General features: G+C 28.7%; 13 protein-coding genes. 7 read left to right on the top strand and 6 right to left on the bottom strand.

Translation table 11 applies throughout. The features are described 5' to 3' along the window. Positions 1 to 10 precede the first annotated feature (10 nt). From ftcD to Q0O83_RS00860, 3 genes are read left to right on the top strand one after another with little or no spacing between them, the layout of a single operon-like run. Positions 11 to 907 (top strand): glutamate formimidoyltransferase, encoded by an 897-nt coding sequence (gene ftcD, locus Q0O83_RS00870; protein ID WP_294093186.1) that lies wholly within the window; start codon positions 11 to 13, stop codon positions 905 to 907. 19 nt (positions 908 to 926) lie between these two features. Continuing rightward, complete coding sequence (gene hutI, locus Q0O83_RS00865; RefSeq protein WP_294093185.1) at positions 927 to 2,174, top strand: imidazolonepropionase; 1,248 nt, start codon at positions 927 to 929, stop codon at positions 2,172 to 2,174. Between the two features lie 8 nt (positions 2,175 to 2,182). After that, complete coding sequence (locus tag Q0O83_RS00860) at positions 2,183 to 2,821, top strand: cyclodeaminase/cyclohydrolase family protein (RefSeq protein ID WP_294093183.1); 639 nt, start codon at positions 2,183 to 2,185, stop codon at positions 2,819 to 2,821. A 27-nt stretch (positions 2,822 to 2,848) separates the two neighbouring features. Here the strand turns inward: Q0O83_RS00860 and Q0O83_RS00855 are convergent, their stop codons facing one another. The 5 genes from Q0O83_RS00855 to Q0O83_RS00835 form a co-directional block, all read right to left on the bottom strand. After that, entirely contained in the window at positions 2,849 to 4,294 is a 1,446-nt protein-coding gene (locus Q0O83_RS00855; protein ID WP_294093181.1) for a DUF4403 family protein, read from the bottom strand. A gap of 74 nt (positions 4,295 to 4,368) precedes the next feature. After that, positions 4,369 to 6,300, bottom strand: a complete 1,932-nt coding sequence (locus Q0O83_RS00850) for a [FeFe] hydrogenase, group A (RefSeq protein WP_294093180.1) — start codon at positions 6,298 to 6,300, stop codon at positions 4,369 to 4,371. Next, positions 6,297 to 9,158, bottom strand: coding sequence for a UvrD-helicase domain-containing protein (locus Q0O83_RS00845; RefSeq protein WP_294093178.1), 2,862 nt, complete (start codon positions 9,156 to 9,158; stop codon positions 6,297 to 6,299). Before Q0O83_RS00845 ends, Q0O83_RS00850 begins: the two co-directional genes overlap by 4 nt. Positions 9,159 to 9,268: 110 nt before the next feature. Continuing rightward, complete coding sequence (locus Q0O83_RS00840) at positions 9,269 to 11,101, bottom strand: hypothetical protein (RefSeq protein WP_294093176.1); 1,833 nt, start codon at positions 11,099 to 11,101, stop codon at positions 9,269 to 9,271. 51 nt (positions 11,102 to 11,152) lie between these two features. Next, a complete protein-coding gene (locus tag Q0O83_RS00835; protein WP_294093174.1) occupies positions 11,153 to 11,845 on the bottom strand; it encodes a hypothetical protein in 693 nt (230 codons plus the stop codon). A 177-nt stretch (positions 11,846 to 12,022) separates the two neighbouring features. Between Q0O83_RS00835 and Q0O83_RS00830 the strand changes: the two genes are divergently transcribed. The 4 genes from Q0O83_RS00830 to Q0O83_RS00815 all read left to right on the top strand — a co-directional run bounded on the left by Q0O83_RS00830 (position 12,023) and on the right by Q0O83_RS00815 (position 14,536). After that, positions 12,023 to 12,229 carry a hypothetical protein gene (locus Q0O83_RS00830; RefSeq protein ID WP_294093171.1) on the top strand — a complete coding sequence of 69 codons (207 nt, stop codon included), beginning with the start codon at positions 12,023 to 12,025 and terminating at the stop codon, positions 12,227 to 12,229. 94 nt (positions 12,230 to 12,323) lie between these two features. Continuing rightward, a complete protein-coding gene (locus Q0O83_RS00825; protein WP_294093169.1) occupies positions 12,324 to 12,743 on the top strand; it encodes an Rrf2 family transcriptional regulator in 420 nt (139 codons plus the stop codon). A gap of 43 nt (positions 12,744 to 12,786) precedes the next feature. Further along, complete coding sequence (locus tag Q0O83_RS00820; RefSeq protein WP_294093167.1) at positions 12,787 to 13,026, top strand: TIGR03905 family TSCPD domain-containing protein; 240 nt, start codon at positions 12,787 to 12,789, stop codon at positions 13,024 to 13,026. Between the two features lie 85 nt (positions 13,027 to 13,111). Next, the gene (locus tag Q0O83_RS00815) at positions 13,112 to 14,536 is read left to right on the top strand and encodes a hypothetical protein (protein WP_294093165.1); all 1,425 of its coding nucleotides are present in this window, start codon (positions 13,112 to 13,114) and stop codon (positions 14,534 to 14,536) included. A 21-nt stretch (positions 14,537 to 14,557) separates the two neighbouring features. Here the strand turns inward: Q0O83_RS00815 and Q0O83_RS00810 are convergent, their stop codons facing one another. After that, positions 14,558 to 14,983 (bottom strand): MarR family winged helix-turn-helix transcriptional regulator, encoded by a 426-nt coding sequence (locus tag Q0O83_RS00810; RefSeq protein ID WP_294093163.1) that lies wholly within the window; start codon positions 14,981 to 14,983, stop codon positions 14,558 to 14,560. Between the last annotated feature and the right edge of the window lie 30 nt (positions 14,984 to 15,013).

The raw sequence follows: 15,013 nt of genomic DNA, 5'->3' as shown, positions 1-15,013 counted from the left end.
GGGAATAAAGATGAAAAAGTTAGTTCAGTGTGTTCCAAATTATAGTGAAGGAAAAGATTTAGAAAAAATAGAAAAAATAGCAGCACCATTTAAAAAAAATAAAAATATAAAATTTATGGGATGTGAGCCAGATGCTGATTATAATAGAACGGTTATAACAGTTATAGGAGAGCCAGAGGATATTATAGAAGCTGTAGTAGAATCAGTTGGAATAGCTGCAGAATTAATTGATATGAATGTTCAAAGAGGAGAGCATTTGAGAATGGGAGCTACTGATGTAGTTCCGTTTATTCCAATAAAAGGGATTACAATGGCAGAGTGTGTTGAGATTTCAAAAGTTGTAGCAGAAAAAATATCTTCAAAATTTAATATCCCTATTTTCTTATATGAAGAGTCAGCAACAGCTGCAAATAGATTGTCGTTGCCGAGTATAAGAAAAGGTGAGTTTGAAGGGATGATAGAAAAGTTGAAATTAGAGGAGTGGGCACCAGACTTTGGAGAGAGAGTACCACATCCCACAGCAGGTGTTACAGCAGTAGGAGGAAGAATGCCACTTATTGCGTATAATATTAATCTAGACACAACTAATATTAATATAGCTAAAGAGATTTCAAAAGCTATTAGATTTTCAAGTGGTGGATTCAAGTTTATTCAAGCTGGACCAGCTGAGATAAAAGAAAAAGGCTTTGTTCAAGTTACTATGAATATAAAAGATTTTAAAAAGAATCCCATCTATAGAGTTTTTGAAACAGTAAAAATGGAAGCTAAAAGGTATGGTGTCAATGTTATAGGAAGTGAGATTATAGGAGCAGTACCTATGGAAGCACTTTCGGATTCAATAGAGTACTATTTAGGTTTAGAAGGGTTTAGTGTAGAAAAAATAATTGAAAATGAGTTACTAAAGTAGATTTTTATGAGGTGAGAGTATGAATGCAGATTTAATAATTTACAACATTGGGCAATTAGTTACAGGAAAAGAGTTACCAGTGAAAGATGGAGAAACTAGGATGGAGAATATAGAGGTTTTAAATAACGGATATATTGCAGTCTCGGGAAGTGAAATAATGGCAGTGGGATCTGGAGAAGTTCCATCAAAGTTGATAAAATTTACAACAAAATTGATAGATGCAGAGGGGTGTGTGGTGACTCCTGGAATGATTGACTCTCATACTCATCTTGTTCATGGTGGTTCTAGAGAGAATGAGTTTTTAGATAAAATCGCAGGTGTTCCATATATAGAGATTTTAAAAAGAGGTGGCGGTATTTTGAGTAGTGTAAAAGCTACTGTAGAAGCTACAGAAGATGAATTAGTAAATGCAGCAAAAAAAAGTTTGAGAAGAATGCTATCTTATGGAGTTACAACAGTTGAATCGAAGAGTGGATATGGCTTAGACAGTGAAACTGAATTAAAACAGCTTAGAGTAAATGAAAGATTGAAATTAGAGCAAGAGGTTGATATAGTTTCAACTTTTATGGGAGCTCATGCACTGCCTGAGGAGTATAAAGATAATCGAGAGGGATTTATTCAAAAAGTTATAGAGTTATTGCCAGTAATAAAAGAGAGAGAGCTCGCAGAATTCTTTGATGTATTTTGTGAAGAGGGAGTCTTTTCAAATGAAGAGAGCAGAAAAATGTATATTGAAGCACAAAAATATGGTTTTAAGTTGAGAATTCATGCAGATGAGATTGAAAATACTAAAGGAGCAGAGCTAGCAAAAGAGTTGCAAATGTATTCGGCGGATCATTTGATGGCTATAAGTGAAGATGGAATTAAAGCGTTGAAGAATAGTGATGTTATTGCAAATCTTTTACCTGGAACATCGTTTAGTTTAGGAAAAGATTATGCTCCAGCTCGAAAGATGATTGATGAGGGAGTGCAAGTGGCTCTTTCAACAGATTACAATCCAGGGTCTTGTCCAACTGAAAATTTACAACTTATAATGCAGATAGCAGCTTTAAAGTTAAAAATGAAACCAAAGGAGATATTTAAAGCAGTTACAATTAATGCTGCAAAATCTTTAGGAAGAGACAAAAGAGTGGGATCTATAGAAGAGGGGAAAAAAGCAGACTTTGTATTTTTTGACTCTAAAAATATAGAGTATATTTTATATCATTTTGGAATAAATCATACAAGCAAAGTTTTTAAAAATGGATGTTTGGTTTATAAAAAATAGGAGGTATAATGAAATTAGTCGATTTATCAGTCAAAGATTTTTTAAATATAGTTGATTCTAAAAGTCCAGCACCTGGAGGAGGATCAGTTTCAGCATTAGTTTCATCTTTGGGGTGTACTTTAGGAAGAATGGTAGCCCATTTAACTTTTGATAAGAAAAAATATAAAGAGTTACCATTAGAGGATCAGGAAAAATTTAAAAATAGTTTTGAAGAAATCGAAAAGTATAGATATCTTTTAGAAGAGTTAGTGGATAAAGATACAGAGGCTTATAATCTAGTTATGGCTGCATATAAGCTTCCAAAAGAAACAGAAGAGGAAAAGCTAGTAAGAAAAGAAAATATTGAAAAAAATTTAAAGTTAGCAATAGAAACACCGATGGGGATTTGTAACATTTCAGCAAAAGTGTTGATGTTATTAAAAGAGATTTTAAAGCATGGGAATAAAAATGCTATTACCGATTTAGGAGTAGCTGCAATTTTATTATACTCTGGAATTGAAGGTGGAGTTTTAAATGTTAAAGTAAATTTAGGTGGTTTAAGTGACGATAAATTTAAAAATGAAACTTTAGAGACTTTAGATGAAATTTTAAAAAAATCAAAACTTGAAAGAGATGAAATCCTAGAAAGTGTAAATAGTTATTTATAAGTTTGAGGGCCTATTTGGCCCTCATTTTTATTCTGTTATTTGAATTGTAGATTTTCCAGTTGTATTTACAGTTAAAGAGATGACGTTAGTATCTACCTTTAAATCTACCAATTTGAAAGTATTGATTTCAGATTGAAGATGTATATTTTTATCCAATTCGATATCATTAACTTTAGACTGAATAAAAACTTTTACTAAATCAATCTCTTTATTTGGATCAAAAGAGAGGTAGTTTTTAATAATACTATTTTTTATACTGCTTTTAAAGATTTTATTTATAACATTTAAAATAATACTGTTACTTTCTAAAGAGTAGTCAAAGTTTTCACCAACGAATACACCGTTTTCTTTATTGAGATTTGGTTTTAAACTACCTTTGATAACTCCAGTAGGATTTAAGAAACCAAATACAGAGAGTTTAAAATTAGTTTCGAAGTTTAAGTTTGAGTTATCAGAACTTAAAGCTACATTTTGAGCACTGTATTTTATACTAGAGTATAGATTGAACTCTTTATCAGATATATTTTTATTAATCAGTTCATTTAAGTTATTATAAGTTGTAGAAATCGGTAGGTTTATATTGAAAGAGTCATCAACAAAACCAAAATTCATTTCGGGTAGAGAGTTTAAATTTTGGTTAGCAGGTTTTTCTCCAATATATAGATGAAGATTTGCATCTGCTCCAACCTTAATTCCTAAATCCTCATTAAAGCTTATCAAATCAGAATAACGAGCTGATTTAGGATTTATCGTTAACCATAAATTGTAATCTTTATTAACTAATATAGGTTCTTTTAAATTACTCCAATATTTTTCAATAATCTCTCTCAGATTGAAGGACTCTATTTTAGAATCAATCTCTTTTGTCGCCTTTTGAAGTTTAGAAGAGATACTTTTCTCTAAGCTACTTCCAATGTTTATATCCGTTTTGAATTTTAAACCATAAAGATTTAAATCAAGAGGAATATTGTCATTTGAAATATTTAAAAAAGGAGAGCTATTTGCAACTAATTTCCAATCTGGAGAAACACTTACAATACTTTTTATTCCCGCAGTTCCATTTAATTTCATTTCAGTTCCTTGTTTGTCTCTATTCCAACTAGCTTTGAACTGACCATCAATATTTGTTGTGGCTCCAACTTCTTGACCATTGGCATTAAAGACAATTGGAGAACGATTTATTTTATATGCCCATATAAATGATTCTGATGATTGAGCAAATTTTTTATCAATAGCTCCTAAAAGATTTAATCCTGTTCCAAGAATATTATTTTTGTTGCTATTAAAAATTTCAGTACCAGAGCCAGTATCTTCAATAGTGTAAGGAAGCTGAGAATTGATAATGTTTTCTACTATTGATTTTTTTAAAGATATATTGATATCTAACTTTGATAAACTCTCTTCTGAATATGTTGAATTACTACTGATAATATTTAAGGCAATAACAGATATTATAATTTTATTAAGTTTCATAAAAACCTCCATAATACAGGGTGTAATAGAATAAAAAATATAGAAGCCATTAAAGGCTTCTACATTGAGTAAAATTATCTGTGTGTTTTAATTTTTGGGAAATACTTAGTATGTAAAAGCTCATGGGCTTTTCTACTTAGAGGGTAATCTAAATATTTATCATAGATAGCTTGAACTTGAGGATTCTCATGTGATCTTCTAATTTCAGATATCTTATCAATATTATTTAGTCCTTCTGCTCTTTTTTCAAGAGTTTCCTGTTTTTTGATGGCTTTTGGCTGACCACCACCACCGATACATCCACCTTTACAAGCCATGATTTCGATAGCATGATAGAACTCTTCGCCACTTCTTATTTTATCTAGCATTTTCTTTGCTTCTTCAAGACCGTGAGCAATTCCGATTCTAAGTTCGATATGTCCGATAGTTAGGTCACAACTTCTAAATCCATCCCATCCTCTTAAAGCTTCAAATTCGATATTTTCTATTCTTTCACCAGTTATCATTTCAACAGTAGATCTAGTTGCAGCTTCAATAACTCCTCCAGTTCTACCAAATATAATACCAGCTCCAGAGTATTCTCCTAAAGGATTGTCAAATTCTTCCTCTTCTACATTATTTAAATCAATCTCTGTTTCTTTTAGAATTTTTATAAGTTCTCTAGTAGTTATAACGTAATCTGTATCATAGTTATCTCCTCTTGAAAACTCCTCTCTTGCAGCTTCATATTTTTTAGCTAAACAAGGCATGATAGCAACAGCAGTAACTTGGTCTCTTTTATAACCTTTTTCTTTAGCCCAGATATCTTTAGCTATAGTAGAGAAGATTTGCATAGGAGATTTAACTGTCGATGGAACATCTAACATATCAGGGTAGCTTTGCTCAATAAATTTAACCCAAGCAGGACAACATGAAGTTAGAATAGGTAATCTAACATTGTCATCACCTTTAAAGAAAGCTTCTAGTCTATGTTGGAACTCAGTAGCTTCTTCCATGATTGTTAAATCAGCAGCCCAAGCTGTATCGAAAACATAATCTACACCAAGCATTCTAAGAGCTCCATTAATTTTCTTTTCTATATTAGTTCCAGCTTCAAATCCAAAAGCTTCTCCAAGAGCAACTCTAACAGCAGGAGCCATTTGAGTGATAACAATTTTACCAGGCGTTCCTAGGTCTCTTAGGAATTTAAAACTATTATCTCCTTCGTTGATTGCGTTGACAGGGCAGGCAGCAACACATTGACCACAGTGAGTACATCTTTCAATGTCGATATGATGTCTCTCTTTAATTTTTCCTTCGATACAGTGAACAGGGCAAACTCTAGCACAAGCAGTACATCCAATACATTTGCTTGTTATTCTAAATTTAACAAGTTGAGGACACTCTCCAGTATAACATCTGTGCTCTTCAATATGCTCTTCAAACTCGTGATAGAAAGCTTCGATAGCTTCATCAATAAGATTGTGCTTTTGTCCAGTACTTTCTTTTACGTTTTGAGAAAGTTGTCTTAAAAGATAAAGGTCTCTCATATTACCTTTTCCTTTTGAGATTCTATCTAAAACTCTCCAAGATCTTTCAATTTCAAACTTTGCTATTAGATACTCTCTGTACTCTCCTTTAGAAAGTTTTCCAAGAATAAATTCTATATAATATTTAGCAAACTGTACAATACAGCTTTCACCAGATAAAATAATTAAAGCTTTTGGATGGTTTGAATCAAAGAAGTGATTGAAATCAACGATTTCATTCAGAGATTCTTTTGTAGCAAATCCACCAAATGGAAGTCCAAATTGTGCAGCCTTAAAATCTTTTCCACCTTTCATTCCACCAGCGATATCTAGGATATCTTTAAGAGTTGCATTTTCAGGAATTTCATATATTCCAGGTTTATTGATTTTTCCTGAAATAGTGATAAGTCTGTTTTCTCCAATAAGTCCTCCCATAAGGTCACTTTCACTAAAGACTGAACCTAAAGATGTTCTAAGTAAATTTTGTTTCTTGTTCATAAACTCTCCTTTTTCTTCTTATAGTTTTTAATTATATTCTTACACAAAGTTAATTTTCTTTTTTCTATTTCACTTTCAGACACAAACGATACAACTTTAAAGAATTTGTCTAGAGTTTTATCTGCGAATTCATAAGTTAAAGCATCTTTGTTTACAAGATGCTTAAAATATTTTATTTTATCTAGGTATAAATCGAAGTTTTCTTCAACATTAAAGTCAAAATTATGTTTGATACAAACATCGAGGAATTTTTTTATTAAATCATCAGATTCGTTCATGAAAGAAAGTATGTAAAATGGAACGAACTCTTTTCCTTTGACATAGGTGTTTAGATTTCCACCAAGATATAGAATCATTTCAAAAAGAACAGGGTCTTTTTTGATTAGAAGTGCTCTATGCAGTGGTGTAAGCTTATCTTTTTTATCAAAGGTATTTATATTTTTATTTTTTATTATATCGTCAAGTTCTGCTACTTTTTCTTTGAAGTTAGATATATTTTTAAAGTTATGTTCTAAGATACCAGAACGAGCTAATCTAACACCGATAGCATCATTTAAATTTTGATAAAATACTAAAGCTTCATTGAAACGTTTCATTTTTAAAAGAAGATCTCCTACAAACTTTGAATCCTTTTTTTCTTTATAGAACTGAATAATTTTTTGTAGTTCTTTTTGAGTGAAGATATTTTCAGATATTCCCTCTTTAATTCCTTCTTTGATCTCTTTATCTTTGTACGCTATTCCGAAAATATGATTGCACTCAGTGGCTATAAAATATAGCTTGTGCTCAATAGCGGTATCAATTATTAATTTTCTATAGTAGACCTCTTTACTTTTCAATACTTTTAAAGAGACTTTAGAAATAGCACTTTTAAAATCAAGAGCTGTTATGTCTTGTTGTAATTCTTTTTCTAAAATCCAAGTTGGCTCACCAGCTTTTTCAAAGGCATATTGAGCTTCTTCAAGTTGCTCTAATTTGTAAAGCTTGATCCCTTCTTTTAGCCAATCCTCTTTTTCTAGTTCTAAATTTTCACTTTTTTTATTTATAGTGATATTATCATTTGGTATTAAGAAGTTTTCGAGCTCTTTTAAAACTTTGTTATTATCTATATTACTTTCCATGATTATAAGATTTTCTTGAGCTCGTGTTATACCAACATAAAATATGTTGAAGTATTTTCTATAACGTTGGTCATGTTTTGTTTCTTTTTTAAAAATTTTATTCCATTGTTCCTCATAATTAGAGGAAAGATTATAACAAATTATGTTGCTATATTCTAGACCTTTAATCTCACTGATAGTAAAAACTCTATGTTTATTTTGCAGTTTATCAAGAAGTTCTGATTTTACAAAATCGTTAGGAACAACAATGGCTGAATTAGCACTCTCTTGAGCTTTTTCCAAAAGAGAAAGGTTTATAGATGTTAAATTTACTTCACCTTCTTTTTGAATAGCAACCTCTTTATAATCATCACTTCCTAGGTTTCCAATATATGAGCTTCTAAGCTCTGCAAAATAGTTGGCTAAATCGACAATTTTTTTACAACTTCGGTAATTTTTTGATAAAATTTTAAGATTTACTCTTTGATTATATTTTGTGTAAAAAAGATTTTTCATCCTTTCAAAATTGAAGTAGGTTGCATTGATCATTTGATGAATATCTCCAGCTAAAAATAGGTTTTCTTTATTTTTAACAAGTGATGTCAATACGAATATCTGTACTTCAGTTAAGTCTTGAACTTCATCTATAATTATATAATCAAAAGGTAGATTTTTTTCAATAAGAGCTATAGAAAGATCATTTAAATCATATAGACTATTATTTTTAAGCCAAGAGTTATAGTTTTCAGTAACTTCGTAGATTGATTTACGTGTAACACTATCAAGAGTTGAATATTTGGTACTTAAGTTTAAGTAATCTGATAAAGGAATTATATTCCTAGAAAGATTTCTGTTCCAATTATCTGCATTTTCTTTTATCATTAAACCTTTAATAAGTCCATTTATTTCAGAATAAATCTCTTCGATAGAAAGATTGAATTTTTTTCTATTTGGATAAGAAAATCTAAAAAACTCTTTAAAACGATTAAAATCAACAATATCTTTAGGAGAAATAGCTAAGTATTTACATAAGAACTCTTTTAAAGTAAAAAAGTTTGCTATTTTTTCAGAGCTTTTTCGAAACTCGTTATATTGTTGGAATGAGTTATCTTTTAAATATCTATTTGAAGTAAGATATAAAATATTTGAAAAACCGTAAAAATCAGAGTTCTCCTCTAAATTTAAAAGTTTTCTAAGAGTTATTGTACTTTTTCCACTTCCTGCACTTCCTGCAATAAAATGTGGAGGAATATCAATTAAGCATGAGTATTGTTCATCATTTAAATAGTAATATTTATATTTTTTATTATGAAAGTTACTGATAAAATCAGAATCACTTAGAATCTCATATGTAATTAAATTATTATAATTAAAGAAGTTTTCATCAATATTTTCAATATTATCCTCTTGGTCAAATACGATAAAATCTTTTAAATTGCTTTCGAAAACCTCTTTTCGTTTAGCTTTTTTTATAGCCATATCATGAGAAGAATAGATTAAAAATACAATGACACCCTCTGAGCTTTCTCTAGAAATAGTGTTGAATAAGAAAAAAATCCGATCGCCATTGTCAACTCTAAATTCATAAAGAGAGTTAGCACCATTTATCTTTTTTATCCAAAATCCACTAGGAAGCTTTCCAGATAAACTATTATTGCTTTTTATTAAGCTATAAAAAAAATATAATTTATTAAGAATTTTTTCACTTTTCTCTAAAGGAATACTTTTGAAAAAGTAATCTGTAATTAAAAATTTCATAGATATGCTCCTAAAATTAGACTTAATTAGATATTATATTATTTTAGTTAAATTTTCAAGTTATTTAGCTATAATTGACAAAAAAGAACCTGGATTTAACCAGGTTCTAATTATTTTATAATATTTTTTTTACTTAATAAATTACATCCACCTTTGTATTCAGGGAAATAGTATCTAACTAAAGATGCAATAAAGTATTTATTTATTTCATTTCTTTTAATAAAAGTTTTAAATCCTTTATTTAAGTTAATTCTACTGATAAGTTCTGGAATAGATATGTTTCCATCATCATCATTTGAAATTACCATAGATTTAAATAACTCAATTTCAGTTTTAGTCATATTGACAAAGTTGATAAGACCGATGAAAGATCTATCAAAACTGATGATTTTGTTTGAGTTATCAATAGCATTATTTAAAGAAACATTTGAATAGTTAAGTTTCTCTTGTATATAACTCTTTTCAAGGATTTTAGATTCACCTTCGATAAATTTCTCAAGTTCTTCAACTCTATTAAATCCTTGCTCTCCAATTGTTAATACTCTACTGTTACCATTAGTACTTAGATTTAGCTCTGCAGCAAAATGGTGTTTGAAAAGAGAGTAAAATACATGGTCAGAGTATATTCCGATACTATTTAACTCTTTTTCTAAGTTTTTATAAACGGCAATACTATCAATATAATTTTCATTAAATGATAATATGGTATCTTTTAAACTTAAAAACTCTTCAATATTATATTTTATTTTATTTATATGAATATAAGTTCTAGAATCTGTCATAATAATCCCATCAATTCTAGAAAGTAAACCCTCTAATCTACGAGCTAAGTATACAGTTGTATTATCAGTTATATTTTTGATCTCCTCAGCATAAAGGTTATAGTCTAGTTTAGAGTTAATATCTTCAATAATTAACTTAATTGTATTCTCATCAACTCTTAAAGGATGAGAAACTAATTTAACAAAGTAAAGTTCTAGAATATCTTTATATCCACTATTTTGGACGTAGTACTTGCCATGCTTTTCATATCCTAATTTAGTTATAATTTTTTCGATTTCATCTTGTGTAATCCATTTGAAGCTTTTGAAACTACTTCTAATAGTTTTAACGTTTTCAGTAGTCAAAATATTTGTAAACTCTAACGAGTAAAATATTTTAAAGAATCTTTCTCTTCTATCAAAAAGGAAAAGATCTAGGAAGTCGATATAAAAAGGTCTTGAGAAAATCTCATTTCTTTTTAAAAAACTAACTAAAAAACGATAGTCATCACCAAAAAGTTCAAACATCTCATCTAAAGATATCTCATCTTTAAAATCAGCTTCTATTTTTAATGCAATATTTAAATTTGTATTTTTGAATATATTTGCAATAATTTGTTTTAATTTAATTTCAATCTGCCTAGTTCTTTCACGACTAATATTTCTTAGGCTACCAATCTCTTCTAATGTTTTGTTATTTTCAAGTCTGTCGATTAAAAGCTGAATATCATCAATAGACAGAGTATCTTTAATTTTCTTTAAAGTTTCTTTTAAAGGAAGGGTTGTAGTACAAATTTCGTAAATTCTTTCGAGCTCATTATTTGAAAGAGTTAGAGAATCAATCTCATCTTGAGTATAACTTAAAAACTCTCCAATACTTATCCCTTCGATATGTTTTATATTAAATATAATTTTATCTAAATGACAATCAACAATCTTTTTGTAGGTTTTTTGTTTTGAAAATCTCTCAATAATTTCAGACAGATCATTTTTGATGTCTGCAATTCTTCCAGGACCAACACCAGGTACTTTAGAGTATTTGGATAATAACTCCTCATCTATTTCAGAAAGATAGGTTACATTATTTTCCTCACAAAAATTTAAAAATTTTAATTTTTTTTCATCAGGATATATAAATCTATCAATTCTAAGGTAGTTGCACCATAATTTGTATGTACTCATCAAAATTCCCTCCCCAAAACTCTAGCCTAATATGTAACTAGGTAAAAGCTATTATATTTTTCTTTCGGTATTGTACGATTCGTATTTTTCTTTAAAGTTACTTATATCTTCATCAGAGAATCCATACTCTTTTAGAGAGCTAAAGTTGAATGCTTCTAAGTCGATCATGAATTCGATATTTTTTTCAGCTAATATATTTAAAAACTTTCTAGACTTTTGATATATTTTTGTTACTTTATCACCTTTTAATAAGAAAGTTTTCACATCCCAATCAATAGTTCCATTTTTATAATCTAAAAATTTTTGAAGTCCCTCTTGAACATAGCGATCCTCTTTTAAAACTGTAGAAAAAAGCTCCTCTGTGATCTCTTGAATATACTTAATACCACATTCATTTAATTTCTCTCTTATACCAATGAACTTATTAGTAGAGTAGAAGTGGTGTAAATCAACTAAAAAGGAGTATTGCCACTGCTGCGTAGGAATAATTTTATTTAGTTTCATAAGATGCTCTTTTAAAACTTTATTTTCCTCTTGTAAATTTCTAAGATTTTTTTCCATAAGTTGCCATTGTTTAGAATAGTCAGTATTTGGCTTAGATTGCAAAGAAGAGTAGTTATTAATAAGAATCTCTTTTTCTTGTAACTCTTTTTGAAGATTTAATAACTGCTCATTTAAAGTTAGATTAATTTTTTCGAGTTCCTTGATATTCTTATTGTTAAAAAGTTTAGATAAAAAACTCATTTCTCTCCCCCTTATATATTAATAGATTATTTATATATAGATATTATACTAACTGCTAACATTATAATTCATTTTAATTAAAAATTCAATTTAAAATATAGGATTCTTCAAATATTTGACATTATATGATACATAAAGTAATATATTATTATAATAAGAAAACTTGAGGAGGGGAACATGGTACAAAGGTTGATAATCTATAACTTAATAGTGCTAACTTTCGATGCATTTACATATTTTTTTATGAATGAAAAATATAGAGGATATTTGAAAATAAATGACTATATAAGATTATTTAGTAATCCTATGTATAGAAAGAGTTTGCTGACTAAAATTTTTATAGTTGATTTCATAGTTGTACTTTTTTTTATATTGTTTAATTAGATGGTTTTAGTTGAATTTATATAAAATATGTATTGATTTATAATGAGAAATGGTCTACAATATTAATATTGAAATTTTAAAATTTGGAGGAATAATGTTAATTAGTAGAGAAGTTGACTATGGTATAAGAATTGTACTTTTACTGTGTGAAGCAAATAGAAAAATGGATGCAAAGGAGATTTCTGAAATTTCAGGTGTATCTATAAGATTTACACTAAAAATTCTTGGGAAATTAACTTCATCTGATTTAGTAGAATCGTTTCGTGGTGCTAAAGGCGGTTATGTAGCAGCAAAAAAACCTGAAGAGATAAGTGTGTACGATATAGTAAAAGTTTTAGAAGGCGGAATAAAAGTTAATGGTTGCTTTGAAGATAAGACGAGTTGTACAGGATCTAAAATGGCTTTATGTGGATTAAGATGTAAATTAGAAGAAGTAAATTTAAAAATTAAAGAAGAGTTAAAGAAAATAACAATGGATAAATTAGATAATTGTTCAGGATATACAACAATATAGGTTATACGGGTATTAAGAAGAATAGAAAAGGGAGATTTTAGGAATGAAAATTTTAAAAACAAAGGGTGTTTGTGCAAAAGAGATTGGAATAGAATTAAATGGGGATATTGTTGAGAAAATAGAGTTTTTTGGAGGATGTGACGGGAATACTGTTGCTATTGAAAAATTAGTTGAAGGAATGTCTATTGGGGAAGTTATAAAAAGACTAGAGGGAATTGATTGTTCATCAAGAGGAACATCTTGCCCAGATCAATTAGCTAAATTATTGAGAGAGTTAATTTAAAAATAGAAGTAAAAGGCTACTAACAAATTTATAAAAAGTTTGGAGGTAGCCTTTATTTTTATAAAAAAATAACGAGGAGAGATAGATGAGGAAGATTGTTGGAGTTTTAAAAAAGATAATTGTTTTTTTAATAGTTATAATAATCTCTATTCAATTTGTAAGAGCTTATGTTTACAATAAAATTGCACCTGAGCTAAAAAAATGGCATGAAAAAAGTTCGTTTAAAGAACCAGATTATAAAAAGTTTAAAACAATAGATGAATATTTAATAGCTGAAAAAATATTTTTAGATGAAGTATTTAAAGAGGTTGAGATAGATTCTAAAGATAATTTGACAAGGTTTTCAAAGAGTGGAATTTTATCCTCTTTAGATAAAGATGGAAATAATATAAATGCATCTTTTCAAATGATACCAGAAAATATAAAGGGTGGAGTTTTACTTCTTCATGGCTTAACTGATTCTCCTTTTATGATGAGAGATACTGCCAAAATATTTTATGAAAATGGTTATTATGTACTTGGATTAAGATATAAGTATCATGGAACATATCCTGGAGAGCTTGTAAAAGTTTCTCAAAAAGATTTTGAAGATGCGGCTGTTTTTGGTTCGAAAATGATAAAGGAAAAGTTAAAGGATATAAAAAATCCAGAATTTTATATGGTTGGATTTTCAACAGGAGCAGCAGCGACTCTTCAGTATATAAGTAGTAGTATAAGAAAAGATAAAGATTTATTAAAGCCTAAAAAGATATTCTGGTTATCTCCCGCTATGGGAGTGTCACCAGCGGCGAAGTTTGGTTTTTTAGATTCTTGGGTGAGTTTAATTCCTACTTTTAAAAAGTTTCAGTGGTTAGATATAAATCCAGAGTATGATCCAGCAAAATATAACTCGTTTCCGAAAAATTCTGGAATCCAAGTTTATTATTTAATAAAAAAAGCTAAAATTAATTTTATGAAGTTAAGTAAAAAAGAGAAAGAGGAGTTGCCACCAATATATAGTTATACCTCACTCGTTGATTCAACAGTTTTAGATAAAGATCTTTATGATATTTTCTTTAAGATGGAGAATCCTGAAAATAAATTGGTTATATTTGATGTAAATAGAAAGTTTGAAGAGTTTTTTAAACCTAATGTGATTAATTTAAATCTAAGAGATGAAGCTTTAGACTTAGATTTTAAATTTAACGTTTCGTTTGTTTCAAATTATAATACAAAAAAAGATGATGCTGTAGAGGTATTAAACTATAGTAGCGGTAAATTTAGTGAAGAGAGAAATACAAATTTAAAATGGAATGAATCTAATTTTTCTCTTTCACATGTTTCAATTCCAATATCTCCAAATAATTCAATATATGGTCAAAACTCTATTTTAGGTGATTTGAGATTGAAAGGGGAAAATAATTCGTTATATCTATCTCCAAATCTTCTTTATAGAATTAGATATAATGAATTATTTGAATATATAGAAAATGATATAAAAGAAGAGTTAAAAAATAGCCTCGTAGATTGAGGCTATTTTTAGAATTGCTATTTAAATATCTTCACTCTCGGTAGCTAAAGCTATCGATTCTAAAACTTGATAAAGATTAGAAATTGTTTCAGTATCTAAATTTTTAACATTATTTTCTTGCCATTCTTTCTGAATAGCTCTAAGTTTTTCTGCTAAAATTTTTCCTTTTGGAGTAATATCGATATCAACTCTGTTTCTCAAATTTTCATTACGACTTTGAGTGATATAACCTAATTCTTCTAATTTTTTTGTACTTTGAGAAACTTGAGCTTTAGTCATTGCATAGTCGTGAGCAATTTCTGTTGTCCCCGTTTTACCTTTAGCATTTACTATTAAAACAATAGGGTAATCGCTTATAGCGATATCTAAATTTAAATCTTTTATCTGTTTTTTTATAAATTGCTGTCTTTTTCTATGGATAATTGAAATTATTTTACCTATGTTCATTTAAAACTCCTGTGTTAATTTAATATTTTA

This window comes from uncultured Cetobacterium sp. (assembly GCF_945952365.1).
In the GTDB taxonomy this organism is placed as follows: Bacteria; Fusobacteriota; Fusobacteriia; order Fusobacteriales; family Fusobacteriaceae; genus Cetobacterium_A.
This window is presented reverse-complemented; position numbering and strand designations above follow the sequence as displayed.

Coding starts and splice junctions, on each gene's coding strand:
- Q0O83_RS00815 (WP_294093165.1), top strand. CDS start 13,112: ATGAGGAAGATTGTTGGAGTTTTAAAAAAGATAATTGTTTTTTTAATA.
- Q0O83_RS00840 (WP_294093176.1), bottom strand. CDS start 11,101: ATGAGTACATACAAATTATGGTGCAACTACCTTAGAATTGATAGATTT.
- ftcD (WP_294093186.1), top strand. CDS start 11: ATGAAAAAGTTAGTTCAGTGTGTTCCAAATTATAGTGAAGGAAAAGAT.
- Q0O83_RS00830 (WP_294093171.1), top strand. CDS start 12,023: ATGGTACAAAGGTTGATAATCTATAACTTAATAGTGCTAACTTTCGAT.
- Q0O83_RS00825 (WP_294093169.1), top strand. CDS start 12,324: ATGTTAATTAGTAGAGAAGTTGACTATGGTATAAGAATTGTACTTTTA.
- Q0O83_RS00820 (WP_294093167.1), top strand. CDS start 12,787: ATGAAAATTTTAAAAACAAAGGGTGTTTGTGCAAAAGAGATTGGAATA.
- Q0O83_RS00845 (WP_294093178.1), bottom strand. CDS start 9,158: ATGAAATTTTTAATTACAGATTACTTTTTCAAAAGTATTCCTTTAGAG.
- Q0O83_RS00850 (WP_294093180.1), bottom strand. CDS start 6,300: ATGAACAAGAAACAAAATTTACTTAGAACATCTTTAGGTTCAGTCTTT.
- Q0O83_RS00835 (WP_294093174.1), bottom strand. CDS start 11,845: ATGAGTTTTTTATCTAAACTTTTTAACAATAAGAATATCAAGGAACTC.
- hutI (WP_294093185.1), top strand. CDS start 927: ATGAATGCAGATTTAATAATTTACAACATTGGGCAATTAGTTACAGGA.
- Q0O83_RS00810 (WP_294093163.1), bottom strand. CDS start 14,983: ATGAACATAGGTAAAATAATTTCAATTATCCATAGAAAAAGACAGCAA.
- Q0O83_RS00860 (WP_294093183.1), top strand. CDS start 2,183: ATGAAATTAGTCGATTTATCAGTCAAAGATTTTTTAAATATAGTTGAT.
- Q0O83_RS00855 (WP_294093181.1), bottom strand. CDS start 4,294: ATGAAACTTAATAAAATTATAATATCTGTTATTGCCTTAAATATTATC.